The organism is Corynebacterium gottingense, from assembly GCF_007559235.1.
Classification (GTDB): Bacteria; Actinomycetota; Actinomycetes; order Mycobacteriales; family Mycobacteriaceae; genus Corynebacterium; species Corynebacterium gottingense.
The window spans coordinates 128,676-148,021 of sequence record NZ_VMHH01000005.1 but is presented as its reverse complement, the minus strand read 5'-3'; the positions used below and the strand labels follow the sequence as shown (position 1 = coordinate 148,021).

Annotated in this window: 18 protein-coding genes; 12 read left to right on the top strand and 6 right to left on the bottom strand. The window is 66.8% G+C overall.

From position 1 onward, the window contains the following. Nucleotides 1-35 precede the first annotated feature (35 nt). Entirely contained in the window at nucleotides 36-1,340 is a 1,305-nt protein-coding gene (locus tag FPH17_RS07585; RefSeq protein WP_154879551.1) for an ABC transporter substrate-binding protein, read from the top strand. 40 nt (nucleotides 1,341-1,380) lie between these two features. Next, a complete protein-coding gene (locus tag FPH17_RS07580; protein WP_154879549.1) occupies nucleotides 1,381-2,511 on the top strand; it encodes an ABC transporter ATP-binding protein in 1,131 nt (376 codons plus the stop codon). 63 nt (nucleotides 2,512-2,574) lie between these two features. On the opposite strand, the gene FPH17_RS07575 is transcribed toward FPH17_RS07580, so the two are convergent. Continuing rightward, complete coding sequence (locus FPH17_RS07575; protein ID WP_154879547.1) at nucleotides 2,575-3,819, bottom strand: LCP family protein; 1,245 nt, start codon at nucleotides 3,817-3,819, stop codon at nucleotides 2,575-2,577. A 186-nt stretch (nucleotides 3,820-4,005) separates the two neighbouring features. On the opposite strand from FPH17_RS07575, the gene FPH17_RS07570 reads away from it, so the two are divergent. Then, entirely contained in the window at nucleotides 4,006-4,332 is a 327-nt protein-coding gene (locus tag FPH17_RS07570; RefSeq protein ID WP_154879545.1) for an ArsR/SmtB family transcription factor, read from the top strand. Further along, nucleotides 4,332-5,465 (top strand): MFS transporter, encoded by a 1,134-nt coding sequence (locus FPH17_RS07565; RefSeq protein ID WP_238397384.1) that lies wholly within the window; start codon nucleotides 4,332-4,334, stop codon nucleotides 5,463-5,465. Before FPH17_RS07570 ends, FPH17_RS07565 begins: the two co-directional genes overlap by 1 nt. A gap of 99 nt (nucleotides 5,466-5,564) precedes the next feature. On the opposite strand, the gene FPH17_RS07560 is transcribed toward FPH17_RS07565, so the two are convergent. Further along, nucleotides 5,565-6,296: a CPBP family intramembrane glutamic endopeptidase gene (locus tag FPH17_RS07560; protein WP_154879541.1), complete on the bottom strand. Its 732-nt coding sequence runs from the start codon at nucleotides 6,294-6,296 to the stop codon at nucleotides 5,565-5,567. Between the two features lie 17 nt (nucleotides 6,297-6,313). Between FPH17_RS07560 and pheA the strand changes: the two genes are divergently transcribed. Then, complete coding sequence (gene pheA, locus FPH17_RS07555) at nucleotides 6,314-7,219, top strand: prephenate dehydratase (protein ID WP_154879539.1); 906 nt, start codon at nucleotides 6,314-6,316, stop codon at nucleotides 7,217-7,219. On the opposite strand, the gene FPH17_RS07550 is transcribed toward pheA, so the two are convergent. The 3 genes from FPH17_RS07550 to FPH17_RS07540 are packed head-to-tail and all read right to left on the bottom strand — an operon-like array spanning nucleotide 7,216 to nucleotide 9,389. Then, nucleotides 7,216-7,563 (bottom strand): metallopeptidase family protein, encoded by a 348-nt coding sequence (locus FPH17_RS07550; protein ID WP_095278888.1) that lies wholly within the window; start codon nucleotides 7,561-7,563, stop codon nucleotides 7,216-7,218. The genes pheA and FPH17_RS07550 overlap by 4 nt on opposite strands. Beyond that, nucleotides 7,563-8,642, bottom strand: coding sequence for a septum formation family protein (locus tag FPH17_RS07545; protein ID WP_154879537.1), 1,080 nt, complete (start codon nucleotides 8,640-8,642; stop codon nucleotides 7,563-7,565). The genes FPH17_RS07550 and FPH17_RS07545 overlap by 1 nt, the downstream gene beginning before the upstream one ends. A gap of 3 nt (nucleotides 8,643-8,645) precedes the next feature. Next, nucleotides 8,646-9,389: a GntR family transcriptional regulator gene (locus FPH17_RS07540; protein ID WP_154879535.1), complete on the bottom strand. Its 744-nt coding sequence runs from the start codon at nucleotides 9,387-9,389 to the stop codon at nucleotides 8,646-8,648. Between the two features lie 133 nt (nucleotides 9,390-9,522). Between FPH17_RS07540 and serS the strand changes: the two genes are divergently transcribed. Genes serS through glpK form a run of 4 tightly spaced genes read left to right on the top strand, consistent with a single transcriptional unit; the run spans nucleotide 9,523 to nucleotide 13,959 of the window. Further along, nucleotides 9,523-10,776 (top strand): serine--tRNA ligase, encoded by a 1,254-nt coding sequence (gene serS, locus FPH17_RS07535; protein WP_095536086.1) that lies wholly within the window; start codon nucleotides 9,523-9,525, stop codon nucleotides 10,774-10,776. Continuing rightward, on the top strand, nucleotides 10,776-11,636 hold the full coding sequence (locus FPH17_RS07530; RefSeq protein ID WP_154879533.1) for a lysophospholipid acyltransferase family protein: 861 nt from the start codon (nucleotides 10,776-10,778) through the stop codon (nucleotides 11,634-11,636). Before serS ends, FPH17_RS07530 begins: the two co-directional genes overlap by 1 nt. Nucleotides 11,637-11,640: 4 nt before the next feature. Next, nucleotides 11,641-12,468, top strand: a complete 828-nt coding sequence (locus FPH17_RS07525) for an HAD family hydrolase (RefSeq protein WP_154879530.1) — start codon at nucleotides 11,641-11,643, stop codon at nucleotides 12,466-12,468. Between the two features lie 24 nt (nucleotides 12,469-12,492). Then, nucleotides 12,493-13,959, top strand: a complete 1,467-nt coding sequence (gene glpK / locus FPH17_RS07520) for a glycerol kinase GlpK (protein WP_154879528.1) — start codon at nucleotides 12,493-12,495, stop codon at nucleotides 13,957-13,959. A 16-nt stretch (nucleotides 13,960-13,975) separates the two neighbouring features. Here the strand turns inward: glpK and FPH17_RS07515 are convergent, their stop codons facing one another. Then, nucleotides 13,976-15,946 (bottom strand): N-acetylmuramoyl-L-alanine amidase, encoded by a 1,971-nt coding sequence (locus FPH17_RS07515; protein WP_154879526.1) that lies wholly within the window; start codon nucleotides 15,944-15,946, stop codon nucleotides 13,976-13,978. Nucleotides 15,947-16,102: 156 nt separating this feature from the next. Here FPH17_RS07515 and glf point away from each other — a divergent pair, with 156 nt between their 5' ends. The 3 genes from glf to FPH17_RS07500 are packed head-to-tail and all read left to right on the top strand — an operon-like array spanning nucleotide 16,103 to nucleotide 19,291. After that, on the top strand, nucleotides 16,103-17,296 hold the full coding sequence (glf, locus tag FPH17_RS07510; protein ID WP_154879524.1) for a UDP-galactopyranose mutase: 1,194 nt from the start codon (nucleotides 16,103-16,105) through the stop codon (nucleotides 17,294-17,296). A 57-nt stretch (nucleotides 17,297-17,353) separates the two neighbouring features. Beyond that, a complete protein-coding gene (locus tag FPH17_RS07505) occupies nucleotides 17,354-18,256 on the top strand; it encodes a siderophore-interacting protein (protein WP_095278983.1) in 903 nt (300 codons plus the stop codon). Nucleotides 18,257-18,268: 12 nt separating this feature from the next. Beyond that, complete coding sequence (locus FPH17_RS07500) at nucleotides 18,269-19,291, top strand: FecCD family ABC transporter permease (RefSeq protein ID WP_244288079.1); 1,023 nt, start codon at nucleotides 18,269-18,271, stop codon at nucleotides 19,289-19,291. Nucleotides 19,292-19,346: the final 55 nt, after the last annotated feature.

Below are 19,346 nucleotides of genomic sequence, written 5' to 3'. Positions count from 1 at the left end.
GCAACACTTCCAACAACACATCAAGGAGAAACACCATGTCCCGTCACACCAAGCGCATCGCCGCCCTCGGCGCAGCACTGCTCACCACCGTCTCGCTGACCGCCTGCGCAGGCGGCTCCACCACCGCCTCCAACGGCTCCAAGGACTCCGGCGATGCCAACACCATCACCTTCTGGTCCAACCACCCGGGTTCCTCCCGCGACCTGGAAGAGGAAATGATCAAGGAGTTTGAGGAGGAGAACCCGGACCTGCACGTCGAGCTGGTGACCGCGGGCTCCAACTACGAGGAGGTGGCGCAGCGCTTCAACGCGTCGCTGGCCGGCGGCGACCAGCCAGACGTCCTCGTGGCCTCCGACGTCACCTGGTTCAACTTCGCGCTCAACGAGGCAACCACCCCGCTGGATGAGCTGTGGGAGATGAACGACATCGACGCCGACAGCTACGTTGACACCCTGCGCGAGGACTACACCTACAACGACAAGCACTACGGCGTCCCGTACTCCCGCTCCACCAACCTGATGTACTGGAACACCGACGACCTCGAGGCTGCGGGCCTGCCGACTGATCGCGGCCCGGAGACCTGGCAGGAGTTCGACGAGTGGGCGACCGCTATCAAGGAGAAGCTGAACAAGCCGGCCGTGACCGTGCCGGACGGCTCCAACTACCTGGACTGGTACTTCCAGGGCATGATCTGGGCATTCGGCGGGTCCTACTCCAACGAGTGGGAGCCGAACTTCACCGCCCCTGAGTCCATCGAGGCGGGCAAGTTCCTGCAGGACCAGGTGAAGGAGGGCCACATCGAGATCGCGACCGACCCGACCGTCGCGTTCGGCTCGGGCAAGGCATCCGGCCTGCTGGAGTCCACCGGCTCCCTCGGCGGCCTGAAGGAGACCGCGACCATCCCGTTCATCACCACCTACCTGCCCGGCCCTGGCCCGTCCGCCGCGACCGGCGGTGCCGGCCTGGCCGTGCCGAACGGCATCTCTGATGAGCGCAAGGCCAACGCGGTGAAGTTCATCGACTTCATGACCAACACCAAGAACACCATCAAATTCTCCCAGAAGACTGGCTACATGCCGGTGCGTAAGGACGCCCTGGAGGATCCGGAGGAGAAGAAGTTCCTGGAGGAGAACCCGAACGCGGAGACCGCGATCAAGCAGCTGAACGAGAACACCAAGCCGCAGGACTACGCCCGCGTGTTCGTCTCGGGCGGCGGCCAGCGCATCGGCGGCGCGCTCGACCGCATCACCGTCGGCGGCCAGGACGTTGAGCAGACCTTCGCCGACCTGCAGAAGGAGACCCAGGGCGTCATCGACCGCGACATCACACCGAAGCTCTAAGCCCGCACCCTGCACATTTCGCACCACCTGAAAGGACATCATGGCCACTGTTGAATTCCGCCAGGCCTCCAGGATCTACGATCCGCAGAAGCCGCCGGCGGTCAGCCGCCTCAACCTGGAGATCGCCGACGGCGAGTTCCTGGTGCTTGTTGGCCCGTCGGGCTGCGGCAAGTCCACCACGCTGCGCATGCTCGCCGGGTTGGAGCCGGTTGACGAGGGGCAGATTCTTATCGACGGCAGCGACGTCACCGAGACCCGCTCCCGCGACCGAGACGTGGCCATGGTGTTCCAGTCCTACGCGCTGTACCCCAACATGACGGCGCGCCAGAACATGGCGTTCGCCCTGCAGAACGCCAAGGTGGACAAGGCGACCATTGAGGAGCGCGTGAACTTCGCGGCGAAGATGCTCGAGCTCGAGGACCTCATCGACCGCAAGCCGTCCGCCATGTCCGGCGGCCAGCGCCAGCGCGTGGCCATGGGCCGCGCGATCGTGCGCCAGCCGAAGGTCTTCCTCATGGACGAGCCCCTGTCCAACCTGGACGCGAAGCTGCGCGTGTCTACCCGCGCCCAGATCCTGCAGCTGCAGCGGGAGCTGAACACCACCACGGTCTACGTCACCCACGACCAGACCGAGGCGATGACTATGGGCGACCGCGTCTGCGTGCTGAAGAAGGGCATCATCCAACAGGTCGACGCCCCGAACACGCTGTACGAGAACCCGGGCAACACCTTCGTCGCCACCTTCATCGGCTCCCCGGCGATGACGCTGATTGAGAACGTGCCGGTGGTTGGCGGCCGCGTCGCGGGCGGCAAGGACCACGCGCTGGACTACCACATGCCGGCGGAGCAGATGGCCAAGGTGCAGTCCGACCGCGTGATCGTGGGCATCCGCCCCGAGAACTGGGAGATCCTCGGCGTGAACCAGCCGGGCGAGCAGTACGGCCTGCCGGTGCGCGTGGACATCGTGGAGCACCTCGGCTCCGAGCTGTACGTCTATGGCAGCCGCGAGGAGAAAGCCGATGACGTGATCGCCGTGCGCGGCGACCGCATCACGGTGAAGGTGCCGCGCGGTATCAACGTGGACCAGGGCGACACGATCTACCTGCGCCCGATGGAGGGCGGCTGCGTCTTCTTCGCGCCGGACACGGAGATCAACTACGACTACCTGTAGAGCCGGTAGAAGTTTGCGGCGTTGCCCCAGAACACGTCCTCGGCGTGGGCGGGGCTGAAGTGATTACCGCAGGGACGCGAAGAGCTCCTCCGCCGCAGCCTCGTCCCAGAGCAACACGTTGCCCACCTCGGTGTCCTCGAAACCGCCGAGCGGGATCGTCTCGGCGTTGATGCCGCCGCGCATCGCCAGCGGGATGCGGGCCAGGTTCCAGATGTGGTCGCCCTCGCCGACCGAAAACATTGTCGGCACCGTCCACAGCAGCGGGACCACGCGGAAGGGGTTGAGGAACACGGCGGGCGAGGTCACCTTGTCCAGCATCGCGCCGAGGAAGTCGCGCTGCCGCATGACGCGGTCCAGGTCGCCCTGTGCGGTGGCGCGGGTGCGCACGTAGCCCAGGCTGGTCGCGCCGTCCATCTTCTGGCAACCGGGCTGGACGGAGATGTTGGCCAGGGGGTCGTCGATCGGCTCCTGCACGCAGATCTCCACGCCGCCGACGGCGTCGACCACGTTGGCCAGCCCGCCCATGCCGATCTCGGCGTAGCGGTCGATGTGCAGGCCCGTGCTCTCCTCGACGGTCTGCGCCAGAAGCGGGGCGCCGCCGTACGCGAATGCGGCGTTGATCTTGTCGTAGCCGTAGCCGGGGACGGCCACGTACGAATCGCGCGGGATGGACATCAGCGTCGGCTTCCCGTGCAGCGGGAGGTGCAGCAGCATGATCGTGTCGGTGCGGGTTGTGCCCAGGTCGCCGCCCGTGCCGAGGCGCTCCACGTCTTCCTCGCTTAGCCCCTGGCGGGAGTCGGAGCCGACGAGCAGCCAGTTCGTGCCCGAGGTGTTCGCAATCTGCTCGGGCGGGAGCGTCTGGATGCGGGTGAGGCGGGCGTCGGTAAACAGCGTGCCAACCACCACGAGCACGATCAGCGCGAGGAAGAGGACGCCGCAGCCTGGGGCTTTCGCTTTTCGACGCCGCTTCGGTCCCCTTCGACGCCCCCGCGACACCTGCGACGGCACCGGCTCGCGGGCGGGCTCGGGCACCGGGCGCGAGTACTGCGGGGTGCGACGGGGCTGGTACTCCTGGCGGGGCGCTTGCTGCCGTGACGCTTGCTGGCGGGGGCGCTCCACGCGGGTGAATTCGGGGACGCGCCGCGGCTCGTATTCCTGGCGCGGCGCCTGCTGCCGGGGCGGCTCCTGGCGCGCGCTGCGCTTGCGGATAGGCCGACCGTACCGGTCTACCAGGGGCTTTCCATCCTTGCCCAGCACGAACTCCCCCAGGTGATCGCGTGGGTCGTTGGAGTGGGGCGTCGAAGACATGCACTTAGTGTAACGGTTGTGGCGCGTGGGACCTACTGCTTCGTAGCGTCGCGCGCTGGGAGTTCGCCGGGAAATCCGCCACTAGATGCCCTGGAAGGGGGCGATTGGAAGCTACCGAAGAAGAGTTGTGCAACAATTGCTGCACGATTATCATGCAGGTATTACTGCACGACTGAAGGAGGTTTCATGTCCCCTCGCACATACCACCATCCAGAAACAGATGAGATCACACTGGCTAGAGTGTTGGCAGCCCTGAGCGATCCCACGCGTCTGGAGATGATTCGCCGCCTAGCGGACGGGGGTGAGCACGATAGTCTCGAGCTCGCAGACGATCTTCCTCGGTCGACCCTGACTTATCACACCCGCATGCTGCGCGATGCGGGTGTGACATGGACGCGGAGTGAAGGTCGTGCGTGTCTCATACGGCTGAGAAGTGAGGATCTAGATCAGTTGTTCCCGGGCGTGCTTGCGGCTGTGATCGCCAACGTCGACACGAAGGCGGGACGGGCTTGATGGGGCGGCTTTGGCCCTTCGTGGTGGGCAGTGTTGCTCTCGGGCTAGACGCCTACGTTGTTGCCGGTCTTCTTCCTGCTATTGCCTCGTCCATGAATGCACGCGAATCCACCGTGGGCCTGGGGGTGGCGGCCTTCACTGGCGCATATGCAGTAGCAGGACCCCTGCTGGCTGGGCGTGCGGGTCGGAGATCACGACGAAGTCTGATCCTGTCCCTTCTGGTTTTTACAGTGGCGAACGTAGCTACAGCGCTCTCGTCGACCGTCGTGGTGTTCTTGGTTGCCCGAATAGTGGCTGGCGCGGCAGCGGGGGTGTACTCGCCCTTATCGTCCGCGGTTGCCGCCGAACTCGTGGGAGTAGAACGCCGGGGACGCGCGTTAGCCCTGGTCCTTGCGGGTTTGGCAGTTGGTACCGTGTTCGGTGTCCCGATAGGCTTGGAGTTGGCGCATCGCTGGGGGTGGCGAGCCGCCATTTTGTTGATCGTGGCTATCGGTTGCGCATCACTAGTGGGAGTTGCTGTGCGGGGAGGAGAACTGCCGACAATACCTGCGTCGGGTGCGGGCGACCGGCTGCGATCGATCGCACGCCCCAAGAACTTACTCACGGTGACAGTGACATTGCTGACTGGCGTAGCTTCTCTGGGGCTCTATACATATATGACCGTGATTTTGTCCGTAGGAAGTCTCGCCGCACACCAGACTCTTGCGATTTGGGTTTGGGGCGTTGGAGGCGCGGTGGGTGCGCTAAGTATAGGCAGACTCATGGATCGGCGCAATCCGCTGCGTCTCAGTGTGACCATCCTCGTGGGGCTCATCTGTGCGTTGCTCGGTATGACGCAGGGGCAGACCGTCTGGCTTCTGGTTGCGAGCCTATTTGTTTGGGGAATGTGCGGGTGGGCCTCACTTGCGCCCCAGCAGCACATCCTTCTCCAGGCAAACCCGGCTGACGGCGCCACTGCCGTAGCCGCGAATGCCTCTGCTAACTACTTGGGATCAGCACTGGGCGCGACTGCTGGCTCACTGCTCGTAGCGGCACAGGCGGCGCCTACCGTTCTCTGTAGCTCTGCAGCTGCCGTGGCCGGGGTGGCACTGATTTGCCAGCTTGTTAGGCAGCGCATGAATTCCAAGGAGTAGACACGTGCTCTTCAGCGCCCAGGGCCTGCATCCTGACGGATTGCGAGGACGTGTGACCGTTGCAAAAACTAGCGGAGTCGACTGGCACGGTGAGTATATCTAGATGCCCAGCCAAGAGAGGTCTACAAGCGGGTACGCCACGAACGCGACGGCGTCGATGAGGAAGTGCGCGAGCACCAGCGGCCACACGGCTGCCACCGCAGGCGTCGTGCCCTCTGCGCGCCTGCTCCGCCACAGGAAGTAGCCCGCGAAGACTACGCCCATCACAATGTTGCCCGCGCCCGCCGAAACGCCCTGGTAGAGGTGGTAGGAGCCGCGCAGCACCGCCGACGCCGCGACCGCCTGCCAAGGTGCCCACCCCAGGGTCCGCAGCCGGGTCACCAGGTAGGCCACCACCACGACCTCCTCGCCGAATCCGTTGGCCAGCGCCCACAGCAGTGAGGTGGGGATCTGCACCGCCTCCGTGGCGGGCACCACCACCTTGGACAGGCCGAGGTGCACCGCGCCAACGTAGAACGCCAGGCCCGGCAGCCCGATGAGCGCGGCCAACCCGGCCGCGTGCGCCCAGTCCTTCCACTGGGGCCAGCGCCACCGGGACCCAAGGAGGTACCAGGCCAGCCCGCCCCACGCGAACAGCGTGCCCGCGGAGGCGACCTGCATGGCCAGGTCCAACCAGCCAATACTCGAAGCCTGCTGCACCAGCGTGGTGGACTGCTCGTTTAAGGGGGCGGTGAGGAGGGCGTCGACAAGCTTGAGCCCGGAGCGAAGCCCGCTCATGCCGAAGGTGACTGCGAGCACGAGAATAATTTCGGTGATGAGGCGGCGGCGCATGCGATAACTTTAAGCCCATGACCCGTATCGCGTACCTGGGACCTGCCGGCACGTTTACTGAGCAGGCGGTGCACGCCTTCGCGCTGCCCGCGCCAGAGCTCGTGGCCGTGGACTCGCCGGCGGAGGCGCTCGCCGCGGTGGCCGAGGGGCGGGCCGACCGCGCGGTGGTGGCCATCGAGAACTCGGTCGACGGAGCCGTGACCACCACCTCGGACGCGCTCCTAGCCACCCCGGGCGTGCAGATCTTCGCCGAAACCGAGCTGGAGATCGCGTTTGCCATCATGACGCGCAAGGGGCAATCGCTTCTCGACGCCACCCGTTTCGCCACCCACCCCGTCGCCTACCAGCAGGTGAAACGGTGGATGGGCGAGCACGCGCCGGGCGCCACCTTCCAGGCCGCGACCTCGAACGCGGCCGCAGCGCAGCAGGTCGCCGATGGAGCGGCCGACGTCGCCGCCGCCCCGGAGCGCGCCGCCGAGCTCTTCGGGCTTGAGATTCACGCCCGCAACGTGGCGGACCTGGAGGCGGCGCGCACCCGCTTCGTCCTCGCGGGCCCGGTGGCGGCCCCGCTCGCGCGCACGGGCAACGACCGCACCTCCATCGTCTTCCAAACGCCCAACGAACCCGGCAGCCTGGTGGGCATCCTGCAGGAGTTCGCCTACCGCGGCGTGGACCTCTCGCGCATCGAGTCCCGCCCGACCCGCGAGGAACCGAACACGTACAACTTCTTCGCCGACCTCGTCGGCCACATCGATGACGCGCCGGTGGCGGAGGCGCTGCGCGGGGTGTACCTGCGCTCCTCGCGGATCCGGTTCCTCGGGTCGTGGCCGCGCTGCGCCGGCGAGCCGCACCCGGTGCGCGACGCGCGCATCGCCGCGGCCGCAGAGTGGGTCGACGCGGCCCGCGCCGGGCGCTCCCGCTAGCCCCAGCCGAGGGCGTGGAGCTCGTGCTCCTCCATGCCGAAGTAGTGGCCCACCTCGTGCTTGACGGTCACGTCCACCTCGTGGCGCAGCTCCTCCACGGAGTGGCACATCGCTTGCAGCGGCTGTTTGTAAATGAACACCGCGTCGGGCAGGTAGCCGGTGTGGTTGGCGTGCTGCTCCGGCAGCGGCACGCCCTCGAACAAGCCCAGGATCTCGGGCTGGTCCTCGTTGAACTCGCGCGCAAGGATGACCACGTTGGTCATCCGGCGGGCAAACTCGTCGGGGATAGTGTCCAGGGCGTCGTCGATCATCGCCTCGAATTCCTCGTCGCTGACCTCGACCATTACTGCACAGTCTCCGGGGCAGCCTCTGGGGCAGCCTCTGGGGCAGGCGAGGCCGGGGCGGAGGAGGCGGCCGGCGTCTGGTTCTCGCGCAGCGGGCGGCGCTGGGGTCGCTCTGGCGGCGGGGTGCCGTCGATAAGCAACGCCTCCCGGCCCCCGGTTGCCGAGCCCGTGAGCTCGGAGAACCCGCCGTTGGGCGAGGAGAAGACGAGCGCGCAGTTCACGCTGTGCGAGCCGCCCTCCCACGAAGCGGGCTGGTGCGTGGTCCAGAACGGCTGCAGCGAGATCTGGTACAGGTTCTCCTCGCTGCCCAGGTAGGTGTGGGCGGCCTCGGTGCAAGCGTCGCCGAGGTACTTGTCCTGGTCCTCCACGGACGGCGTGCCGTCGGGGAAGACCGGGGCGAGGTCGACCTTGCTGGTGATCTCCATCTGGTGCGGCTGGCCGCAGTCGACCACGGTGGCGTTGTTCGCGCCGTCGATGGCCACGCACTCGCCGGGCGCGAAGGTGCGCGCCTGGTCCTCTTCGGCGACGCGACCCGTGGTGAGCAGCTGCGCGCCCGCACGGTTGGTCTCCTGCAGGCCGCACAGCATGGTGCGGTCGCCCGCCTCCCAGGCCGCGGCCGGCGGGAGGATCGGCGCGATGGAGTAGCGGCCGTTCGGGTCGTATTTGCCCTCCAGGTAGCGCAGGGTGGACGCGCCGCACAGCTCCTCGCGCAGCTGGGCCTGGCGCGTCGGGTTGGGCATGGGTGCGTCTTGCCCGAACTCGGAGGTGGGGTAGATGGCCAGGTCTTGGCGCGAGGCCACCTCGAAGCGGTGCTCGGTGGCGCAGTCGGTCTGCTCAAAACCGGTGACGCTGCCGTCTTCGGCCACGTCCCAGGTCAGGCAAGCGCCCTGGTCAGCGGTGGTAAACGGCGCTGGAGGCGCACCGTGCTCGCTGGTCTGCGCCTGGGTTTGTCCCTGCTCGCCGTTCGTGCCCCCGCCTGGGGCGTTCGCGTCGGTGGTCATGGCGTAGGAACCCATGCCCACCGAGCCGGCGAGCGCGGCGATGAGGAACGCGCGGGTGGCGTTGGAAGTCGAAACCATGCCTTACATACTAGGCAACTGCTCGCCGCGGTCGGCGTCCTGGCCGATGCGGGTGGTCAGCCAGTAGCGGTCCGAGCGGTAGCACGAGGTGCAGTATTCCACCGGCTGCGCGCCGCTTCCGGCCCGCCGCACGATGCGCAGCAGCGCGGTCCCGGGTTGCACCTCCAGCGCCTTCGCGTCGGCGGCCGTGGCGCTCGCTGCGGTGACGGTCTGCTCTGCCTCGGTGATGGGCAGCCCGTAGCGGGTACGGAGTAGCGAGTAGACGGATTGCTCCACGTCGTGCTCGAGCAGATCCGGCACGAGCGCCGCGTTGTACCAGGCGTCGTCCACGGCGTAAGGCTGGCCGTCGCCAAGCCGCAGCCGGCGTAGCTGGATGTGCGGGGTCTCCGGCGCGGTGCCAAAGAACTCGGCCGCGTCGAGCGGGGGAGTGGCGAGGCCAGAGTGCAAGATTATCGACGCCGCGTCCACCCGCTGCTCACGCATCTCCTCCGAAAAACTCGCCAGGTGCATACGGCTCACTAGCGGCGACGGTGCCACGAACGTGCCCTTGCCGCGCACCCGCCGCAACTTCCCGTCCGCGACGAGGTCCCCAATTGCGCGCCGCACCGTGATGCGCGAGACGCCGTACTCTTCCTCCAGCGCCCGCTCGCCGGGCAGCAGGTCCCCGGGCGCGAGTTCCTCGGCGCAGCGCCGCTCCAACAGCGCCCGCAGCTGGGCGTGTTTGGGGATCGGGCCGTTGGTGATCATAGCTCCACCATACCGCGCTGGTTATGACCAGCTGGGGTGAAATGGGATGTGGTGTGCGTCGCTAAGCTCGGTGCGCAACGCCACGCCCCATTCCCGGCTGCGGTGGGGCGGCGACAAGGTAGAGTGAGTGCTTGTGATTGATCTGAAATTCCTGCGCGAAAATCCGGACGTTGTACGCCAATCCCAGACCGCCCGCGGTGAGGACCCGGCGCTGGTTGACCAGCTGATTGCCGCCGACGAGCAGCGCCGCGCCGCGATCCAGGCGGCGGACGAGCTGCGCGGTGAGCAGAAGGCGTTTGGCAAGAAGATTGGGCAGGCGGCGCCGGAGGACCGCCCGGCGCTGCTGGAGGGCTCGAACGAGCTCAAGGCGCGCGTGAAGGCCGCCGAGGCCGAGCAGGAGGAGGCAGAGGCCAAGGTCAAGGCGCTGCAATTTAAGATCCCGAACCCCATCCAGGGCGCACCCGCCGGTGGAGAAGAGGACTTCGTCGTGCTCGAGCACGTTGGTGAGGTTCCGGAGTTCGACTTTGAAGTCAAGGACCACCTGGACCTGGGCGAGGCGCTCGGCGCGATCGACATGAAGCGCGGTACCAAGATCGGCGGCGCCCGCTTCTACTACCTGGTCGGCGACGGTGCCTGGATGCAGCTGGGCATGCTCATGCACGCTGCGAAGAAGGCGCGCGAGGCCGGCTTCAAGGTCGTCGTCCCGCCGGTGCTGGTGCGCCCCGAGATCATGGCGGGTACCGGCTTCCTGGACGAGCACGACGAGGAGATCTACTACCTCGAGCGCGACGACCTCTACCTGGTGGGCACCTCCGAGGTGGCGCTGGCCGGCCTGCACCAGGACGAGATCATCGATCTCTCCGACGGCCCGCTGCTCTACGCCGGCTGGTCCTCCTGCTTCCGCCGCGAGGCCGGCTCCTACGGCAAGGACACGAAGGGCATCCTGCGCGTCCACCAGTTCGACAAACTCGAAATGTTTGTTTACTGCAAGCCGGAAGAGGCAGAGGACATGCACCAGAAGCTGCTCGGTCTGGAACGCGAGATGCTCGCCGACGTGGAGGTGCCTTACCGCGTCATCGACGTTGCCGCGGGCGACCTCGGTTCCTCCGCGGCCCGCAAGTTTGACACCGAGGCGTGGGTGCCGTCGCAGCACACCTACCGTGAGCTGACCTCCACCTCCAACTGCACCACCTTCCAGGCCCGCCGCTTGAACATCCGCTACCGCGACGAGAACGGCAAGACCCAGATCGCCGCGACACTGAACGGCACCCTGGCCACGACCCGCTGGCTGGTGGCCATCTTGGAGAACAACCAGCAGGCCGACGGCTCCGTCCGCGTGCCCGCCGCGCTGCAGCCGTGGGTGGGCAAGGAAGTGCTCGAGGCCTAATGGGCACCGCACCGCAGTGGAAGACGCTGCGCGGGCTCACCGTCCCGGCGGACTACCGGGCCCCGGCGAAGCACCCGGTGGAGTCGAAGGAGCGGCTCTACCCGTTCACCGTGCGCATGTTCAATCGCCTGCTGCGCCTGCAGCGCATGCGCGTGCGCGTGGTGGGGGCGGAGCACATCCCGGAGCGCGGTGGCGCGATCATCGCCGCCAACCACACCGGCTACTACGACTTCATGCTCACCGGCGCCGGCCCGCTCCTGCAGGGCGGACGACTGCTGCGCTACATGGCGAAGAAGGGCGTGTTTGACATCCCTGTGCTGGGCACGCTGCTGCGCACCATGAAGCACGTGCCGGTGGACCGGGACAACGGGGGCTCGGCTGTCGACGCCGCCGTGCGCGGCCTCCGCGACGGCAACCTGGTCGGCATCTTCCCGGAGGGCACGATCTCGCGCTCCTTCGAGCTCGCGGACTTCAAGACGGGTGCGGCACGCATCGCCGCGCAGGCGGGCGCGCCGCTGATCCCGTGCGTGATCTGGGGCTCGCACCGTATCTGGACCAAAGATTTGCCCAAAAAGTTCCGCGGCGTCGGCGTGATCGTGCGCTACGGCGCACCGGTCGAGGTCACCGGCGACGCCGAGGCCGATACGGCGCGGCTCAAGCAGGCGATGCAGCGCATGCTTGAGCAGTCCCGCGCCGAGTACGACGCGGAGTTCGGCCCGTTTGCGCCCGGCGACAAGTGGGTGCCCGCCTCCCTCGGCGGCGGCGCGCCCACGCTGGAGCAGGCGGCCGAGATGTACGAGCGAGAACGCGCGGAACGCAAGGCGAAAAAGGCCGCGAAGCAAGCCAAGAAAGGCACCTAACCCCATGCACGCCCCCAAGCTCATCATCAGCGACATCGACGGCACCTTCATCACCCCCACCGGCCGGGTGACCCCGAGGCTGCGCGACACGGTGGTCCGCGCGGTGCGCTCGGGGACCAAGTTCGCCCTGGCCACGGGGCGCCCCCACCGCTGGCTCATGCCGGTGCTGGACCAGCTGCCCATCGCGCCGACTTGCGTGTGCGCGAACGGTGCCGTGGTCTACGACCCGGTGAAGGACACCGTGGTGCGCTCCTTCGAGCTCGCGCCGGAGACGATGCAGCGCGTCGTCGACGCCGTCGGTAAGGCGCTCGCCCCGCACGGCCTGCAGCACGGCTTTGGGGTGGAGCGCGTCGGCCAAAGCGCGCTCGACCCGGAGGAGGATTGCTTCCTCATCACCCCCGAGTACAACCGGGACGCCTGGGACAGCAGCTTTGGTATCGGCACCGCCGCGGAAATCGTCGCCGAGCCCGCCGCCAAGCTGCTCGTGCGCTGCCCGGAGCTGCGCTCCGCGGAACTGTTCGACCTGGTCGCGCCCACCATCGAGCCGGAGGACGCGCACCTGACCTATTCCATGGACGAGGGCCTCATCGAGCTGTCCCATCCGGGCGTGAACAAGGCGACCGGCGCGTCCGTGCTCGCCGCCAGCTACGGCATTGAGCCCTCCCAGGTCATCGCGTTCGGCGACATGCCCAACGACCTCGAGCTGCTCGCCTGGGCCGGGATGGGCGTGGCGATGGGTAACGCCGCGCCCGCGCTTCTCGACGCCGCCGACTACACCACCGCCACCAACTCCGAAGATGGGGTGGCGCAGGTGCTGGAACACTGGTTCTAGCCCACACACCATACAATTGTCGGCATGCCTCTCATCGCCGCCATTGACCAGGGCACGACCTCGACCCGCGCGGTCATCACGGACACCGAAGGACGCGTCGTCGCCCAGGCGCAGTTCGAGCACATCCAGCACATGCCACGCGAGGGCTGGGTCGAGCACGACCCCATGGAGATCTGGCGCAACACCCGCCGCGCGCTGAGCGAGGCGATGGCGGAGGCCGACATCGCCGAGGACGACATCGGCGCGCTCGGCCTGACCAACCAGCGCGAAACCGCCGTCATTTGGGACAAGGCGACGGGCGCGCCGATCTACAACGCGATCGTGTGGCAGGACACCCGCACCAACCCGGAAAGCGACGCCGACCCGGGCCGCTACCTCGAGCGGACCGGCCTGCTGCACAACTCCTACCCGGCCGGACCGAAGTGGGCCTGGATCCTGGACAACGTCGATGGCGCGCGCGAGCGCGCCGAGCGCGGCGAGCTGCTCGCCGGAACCATCGATACCTGGCTGATCTGGAACCTCACCGGCGGGGCGCGGGAACCGGAGCGCGCGCTGCACGTCACCGACGTCACGAACGCCTCGCGCACCCTGCTCATGGACCTGCGCACGCTTGCGTGGGACGAGGACCTATGCGCGGAGATTGGGGTTCCGCGGCGGTTGCTGCCGGAGATACGGGCGTCGATAGGCACGTCCGGCACCGTGCGCCGCCGCGGCCCGCTCGCGGGGGTGCCCATCGCGGGCGTGCTGGGCGACCAGCAGGCCGCGCTGTTCGGGCAGCACTGCCTGCGCGAGAACGAGGCGAAGATGACCTACGGGACTGGGCTGTTCATGCTGCTCAACACGGGTGCGCAGCCGCGAATCAGCAGCGACGGCCTGCTTACCACCGTGGCGTACCAGATCGACGGCGAGCCGCCGGTGTACGCGCAGGAGGGCTCCGTGGCCGTCGGTGGTTCCCTGATCCAGTGGCTGCGCGACCAGCTGGGCATCCTGCGCACCGCGGAGGAGTCGGAGCGGCTCGCGGCGCAGGTGGACAACAGCGGCGGGGTGGTGATCGTACCGGCGTTCTCCGGGCTGTTCGCGCCGCGGTGGCGCCCCGACGCGCGCGGCGTGATCACGGGCCTGACCAGGTTTGTGGATCGCCGCCACATCGCCCGCGCGGCGCTCGAGGCCACCTGCCTGCAGGCGCTCGAGGTGGTGCGCGCGATGGGCGGCGAGCCAACGGAGCTGCGCGTCGACGGCGGCATGACCACCAATGACCTGCTCATGCAGATGCAGGCCGACATCCTCGGCCTTCGCGTCGAGCGCCCTGCGAACACGGAAACCACGGTGATGGGCGCGGCGTCGGCTGCGGGCATTGGGGCCAAGCTTATTTGTGCCCCCTTGTCCCTCGGCCCCACCACTGCCTGGGAAAACACGTGGGCCGGCCCCGAACGGGACCGGCTGGTGGCGCGGTGGGAGGACGCGGTGCGCCGCTCCTACGACCAGGCCTAGCTGCGGGCCTGACGGCCTAGTTGGTCGTGATGTTTACCGCGTTAGTGGCGGGGCTGTAGCTGATGGCGCCGCCTTGGAAGGTGACCTGGACGGTGCCGTCGCCAAGCGTGCGCTGCTGCGAGAGCGGCATGCCGAGCGGGCCGGCGTCCATGCCCTGCTGGAGCCAGGCGTCCGCCACCTTGCCGGCCAGCGTGTAGATCTGGCCCTGGCGGTCCTTCACGCCGATGCCCTTCTGGAAGAAGGCGTACTCGCGGCCGCCCACCTGCGGGCCGCCCACGCCGGCGGTGATCGCGCCGAGGGTCGGCTCGAACTGGGACCACACGTCTGCGAGGTCCTGCTTGCCCACCGCCTGCAGCGCGGGGCCGATGTACGGGGTGACCTGCTGCACGGTCAGGCCGGGGATGATCTCCATCCCGGCGACGGACTTGGTGGCGCCCGGCAACAGGCCGCGGGAGTTGGCGTACAAGATGACCAGGCCGGCGAGCGTGCCGGCAGCGGCGGCGATGGCGACGGCGTCGCCGGCGGCCAGGCCCTCGAGGGAGACGTTGCTCTTCGCCTTCTGCGCGTCGCCGTTCGGGCGGACCACGGTCGTGGTGGTGCCGTCAGGGTTGGTCACGGTCTCCGTGTCGGCGTCGCTGGAGCCGAGGGCGGAGGAGAGGTCGCCGACGGTGGTGTCGGTGGCCTCGACGTCGGGGTTGGCGTTGTCGGGCAGGCCGTTATCAATCCCGCCGTTGTTGCTCGGCTTGGACGGGTTGAGGATGGAGTCGAGGCCCGTGGAGCCCTTGAGGCTGTCGTACTTGCGGTTGGCAATCCGGCGGATGTCGCCCATCCGGTTGTACAGGTTCTGGCCCGGGCAGGCGTTGTAGTGGAAGTCGCGGTGGGCGTTGATGTTGGGGAACATCGCGCCCTGGCCCGCGGGGTAGCGGGATCCCGGGAAGGAAAAGTCGGCGTAGTGGTAGTCGGAGCCCATCGGGTCGAAGCCGGCGACGGCGGCCTTCCAGCCGATGATCTCGCCCATCGCGTTGATGGCGGCCTCGGTGGGGGAGGCGGTCTCGTAGTCGCCCAGCATGGACACGCCCCAGGTGTTCTGGTTGAAGCCACCCACGTGCGCGCCCTCGACGGCGCGGTCCAGGCCGCCGGCGCGGCCCTCGTAGATGTTGCCGTACTTATCCACCAGCGCGTTGTAGCCGATGTCGCCCCAGCCCAGGTTGCGGGCGTGGTACTGCCAGATGCCGCGGACAATGCCCGGTGCCTCGGCCTCGGAGTAGCTGTTGGAGCCCGCGGTGTGGTGCACCGTCGCCGCCGTCACCGGCTCGGTGTAGGTGGGGTTGGAGGAGGCACCCGCGCCCCACTGGGAGCGGGTGATCACCTTGGGCATGCCGCGGGTGTAGGAGTCGGCCGCCGGGGCGATGGGGTTCGCGTTGCCGCTGCCGCCGTCCAGGAACACGGCTTGCAGGTCCTTCGCGGTGGTGGGGGCGGCGGAGTCCGTGCGGCCCTCATCCAGCAGGTCGACGTTGCCGGTGGAGACCTGGATGCGCTTGGTGGATTCGACGAAGATCGGTTCGGTGCCGTTGGTCTCGCCCTGCGCGTTGTCGGCGTGGTCCATCTCGAACCATTCGGTCCAGGAGCCGTCGGCCTTTTGCGAGCGTACGTAGGCGACGATGTCGCGGTCGCCCTTCCAGGTCAGGCCGAAGAGGTTGAACTCGCGGTCGCGGCTGAACTCCTTGACCACGCGGCGTGCCTGCGAGTCGCCGCCCTGGGTCTTCACGGCGGCGTCGTCCACCGTGGTGTTGTTGCCCGTGTCAAAGGAGGCGGTGTCGGAGTAGATTTCGGCGTCCGCGCCGCCGACCGACTGGACGTTGAGGATGTGGTTGCCGCCGAAGGCGCCCGCGGCGACGACGGCCACGGTGAGGATTGCGGCCACGGTGGTGGTCAGCAGCGGCGACGTCCGGGTGGGCGCCGGATTAAGGCGTTTGCGTTGTTGCACGGTAGGACTCCTGGAAACTCCTGTGGCGGATGTGAAAACAGTTATCTGTTGAGCAGTGTAGAGGAATCTAAAGTCTAAAGTAAGTCTTGAGACTTCCGGCGTGTCGTCGTGTCGGGCAGGGCTACGTCGATAAGCAGATATGCAAAGATTGAGGCCATGACTTATGACCTCATCGTTGTTGGATCCGGATTCTTTGGGCTGACCGTGGCGGAGCAGGCCGCGAGCGAGCTGGGCAAGCGCGTGCTGATCGTGGAAAAGCGCGACCACCTCGGCGGCAACGCCTACTCCGAAAAGGACCCGGACACCGGTATTGAGGTGCACAAATACGGCGCGCACCTCTTCCACACCTCCAACAAGCGCGTGTGGGAGTACGTGAACCGCTTTACGGATTTCACCGACTACCAGCACCGCGTGTTTGCCATGCACGACGGCACCGCGTATCAGTTCCCCATGGGCCTGGGCCTGATCAACCAGTTCTTTGGCAAGTACTACTCGCCGGATGAGGCGCGCAAGCTCATCGAGGAGCAGCGCGAGGGGCTCGACCCGGCCGCCGCGACCAACCTGGAGGAGCGCGGCATCGCGCTGATTGGCAAGCCGCTCTACGAGGCCTTTGTCAAGCACTACACCGCCAAGCAGTGGCAGACCGACCCCACCGACCTGCCGCCGGAGATTATCTCCCGACTCCCGGTCCGCTACACCTTTAACAACCGCTACTTCAACGACACCTACGAGGGCCTGCCGGTCGACGGCTACGCCGCCTGGTTGGAGAAGATGGCGGAGCATGAGCTTATCGACGTCCAACTGTCCACCGACTACTTCGACGTCCGCGATGAGCTGCGCGCCGAATCCCCCGACGCACCCGTGGTCTACACCGGGCCCGTGGACCAGTACTTCGACTACGCCGAGGGCCACCTGGGCTGGCGCACCCTGGACTTCGAGCGCGAAGTGCTGGAGACCGGCGACTTCCAGGGCACCCCGGTGATGAACTACAACGACGCGGACGTGCCGTACACCCGCATCCATGAGTTCCGCCACTTCCACCCGGAGCGGCAGGAGGCATACCCTGCCGACAAGACGGTGATTGTGAAGGAGTTCTCCCGCTTCGCCGAGGACGGCGACGAGGTGTACTACCCGATCAACACGCCCGAGGACCGCGAAAAGCTGAAGAAGTACCGCGATCTTGCTGCCGAGGAGTCCCGCGAGAACAAGGTGCTCTTCGGTGGTCGCCTGGGCACCTACCAGTACTTGGACATGCACATGGCCATCGGCGCGGCGCTGTCCCTGTTTGATAACCACCTGCGCCCGCACTTCGAGGACGGCGAGGCACTGAACCAGGCACGCGGGCACTAGGGGGCCGACAGCCCGCCCTTCTTCCTTTAGGTAAGGCAATCCTATATAGTCTGCAGGGTGAGTTTTAGGCCTTTCCTTGCAACCGTCCTCCGTAGTGAACGTGTCGCGCCGAATTTCCAACGAGTGACGTTCACCGGGGTCGATGCAATGGGGCCTGCCGTACCCATCAGGGATTTGCGCATCAAGCTGCTGATCCCGTCTGCCAGCGGAATGCTCAGCCTCCCAGAGGAAGGATGGTGGGACGCGTGGCGTGCGATGCCGGAGCGCACGCGCGGGCACCTCCGTACCTACTCGATTCGAGAGCTCCGACGATGCGCCGACGGCCCTGATGAAATAGATGTGGATTTTGTTCTGCACAGTGACAACCCCGGTCCCGCCTCGGCATGGGCGGAGGACGCGCAACCTGGCCAGCAGCTCCTGATAATTGGGCCGACCCGCGACGATGATTCCGGTGTTGGCATCGAATTCAATCCGGGGTCTGCAGCAATGGCATGCCTCTATGGTGACGAAACCGCGCTTCCAGCAATAGCCCGCATCTTGGAGGATTGGCCCGGGGGTCTCGCCGGGTCTGCTGACATTGAGGTACCGGCCGGCAACCACTTGCCCATCGATGCCCCTGCGCAGGTCGACGTCCGCTGGCACTGCCGCGAACACCACGACGTCGACCACGGGGATTTACTTCGTGCACAACTGCAAGACGATGTCGCATCCCGCTGTGCCTCAGTATCTTCGGGAGCTGGAAAACTAGAGCCAGTTGATGAGGCCCTCCTCGACATGGTCTGGGAGACACCCACGTACTCCAGCGGCGGTGAATCTATCGCCCCCGCTTCGGGTACTGCAGGGCATACCTACTACTGGATCGCAGGGAAGAACACGGCTGTGACGGCGATGCGGCGGCTCCTGGTGAAAGAGGCAGGTGTGCCTCGCCACCACGTGTCGTTTATGGGGTACTGGCGATAACGGGGTTACAACGTGGATAAACGTGTAGGGCTTGTCGCTTTCCTTGCGGCTTTCACCGTGTGCGCAGCATTAGTGTCGCTTCTGTTCGGGGCGCGCGAAATGGGGTTCGCGGCAACGGTGAGCGCGGTTCGCGACGGAATCACGCTGGCGTTCTCGGGAGGCGCCGAACAACTCGAGGCGGCCAGCGACGAGGCGAAGATCATTGCACAACTTCGAGTTCCGCGCACCCTTCTCGGCCTGTTGGTAGGGGCAGCGCTAGGTACAGCGGGGGCGCTGCTGCAGGGCCACACCCGAAACCCGCTCGCAGACACAAACCTGCTGGGCGTAGGGCCCGGTGCGGCGCTCGCAGTGGCGGCAGCTATTTCCTTTCACGGCTCCATGACGGTGTTGGGCACTGTTGGGGTGGGCTTCCTCGGCGCAATACTCGCGGTGGCGCTCGTGTTCGCGCTTAGCATGAGGAGCCTGGGATCTATCCCAATCATGGTCGTGCTCGGTGGTTCTGCGCTGGGCGCGGTCTGTAGTGCGCTTACCAGTGGCATTGTGCTGACGAATACGCAAAGCCTCAACGAGATGCGGTTTTGGACAGCGGGTGCTATCGCTGGGCGCGACATGCAGGTGGCTGCGGTGCTCGCCCCGGTGATTCTCCTCGGGCTTGTGGGGGCCTTTGCCACGGCCAATCGGGTGAACCTCTTGAACTTGGGAGACGACGTGGCAAGTGGACTTGGGGTGAGCGTCCCCATCGCGCGTGCCGTGGGCATCGTTCTGGTTGCATTGCTTACTGGCGCCGCGGTGGCTGGGGCGGGCCCAATCGGGTTCGTTGGCCTGGTTGTTCCGCACCTTGTGCGCGCCTTCACCGGGCCCGATTACCGCTGGGTGCTGCCCTGCTCCGCGCTGGCTGGGGCCTCGCTACTCTTGCTTGCCGACGTCATTGGCCGCGTCATCGCACGGCCCGGCGAATTGCAGGTGGGTATCACGCTCGCCTTTGTTGGCGCCCCGTTCGCCCTGTACCTCTTGCGTAAAGGGGCGAAACTGTGATGCGGGTTTTCGTGACGAATGGTGTCCTAGCGGTGTTGGCTCTCGCCGCGGCCCT

Bases quoted from the DNA above. Each gene is read 5' to 3' on its own strand.
- FPH17_RS07565 (WP_238397384.1), top strand. From the start codon at position 4,332: ATGGGGCGGCTTTGGCCCTTCGTGGTGGGCAGTGTTGCTCTCGGGCTA.
- FPH17_RS07525 (WP_154879530.1), top strand. From the start codon at position 11,641: ATGCACGCCCCCAAGCTCATCATCAGCGACATCGACGGCACCTTCATC.
- FPH17_RS07560 (WP_154879541.1), bottom strand. From the start codon at position 6,296: ATGCGCCGCCGCCTCATCACCGAAATTATTCTCGTGCTCGCAGTCACC.
- FPH17_RS07580 (WP_154879549.1), top strand. From the start codon at position 1,381: ATGGCCACTGTTGAATTCCGCCAGGCCTCCAGGATCTACGATCCGCAG.
- FPH17_RS07530 (WP_154879533.1), top strand. From the start codon at position 10,776: ATGGGCACCGCACCGCAGTGGAAGACGCTGCGCGGGCTCACCGTCCCG.
- glpK (WP_154879528.1), top strand. From the start codon at position 12,493: ATGCCTCTCATCGCCGCCATTGACCAGGGCACGACCTCGACCCGCGCG.
- glf (WP_154879524.1), top strand. From the start codon at position 16,103: ATGACTTATGACCTCATCGTTGTTGGATCCGGATTCTTTGGGCTGACC.
- FPH17_RS07575 (WP_154879547.1), bottom strand. From the start codon at position 3,819: ATGTCTTCGACGCCCCACTCCAACGACCCACGCGATCACCTGGGGGAG.
- FPH17_RS07570 (WP_154879545.1), top strand. From the start codon at position 4,006: ATGTCCCCTCGCACATACCACCATCCAGAAACAGATGAGATCACACTG.
- FPH17_RS07550 (WP_095278888.1), bottom strand. From the start codon at position 7,563: ATGGTCGAGGTCAGCGACGAGGAATTCGAGGCGATGATCGACGACGCC.
- FPH17_RS07585 (WP_154879551.1), top strand. From the start codon at position 36: ATGTCCCGTCACACCAAGCGCATCGCCGCCCTCGGCGCAGCACTGCTC.
- pheA (WP_154879539.1), top strand. From the start codon at position 6,314: ATGACCCGTATCGCGTACCTGGGACCTGCCGGCACGTTTACTGAGCAG.
- FPH17_RS07540 (WP_154879535.1), bottom strand. From the start codon at position 9,389: ATGATCACCAACGGCCCGATCCCCAAACACGCCCAGCTGCGGGCGCTG.
- FPH17_RS07545 (WP_154879537.1), bottom strand. From the start codon at position 8,642: ATGGTTTCGACTTCCAACGCCACCCGCGCGTTCCTCATCGCCGCGCTC.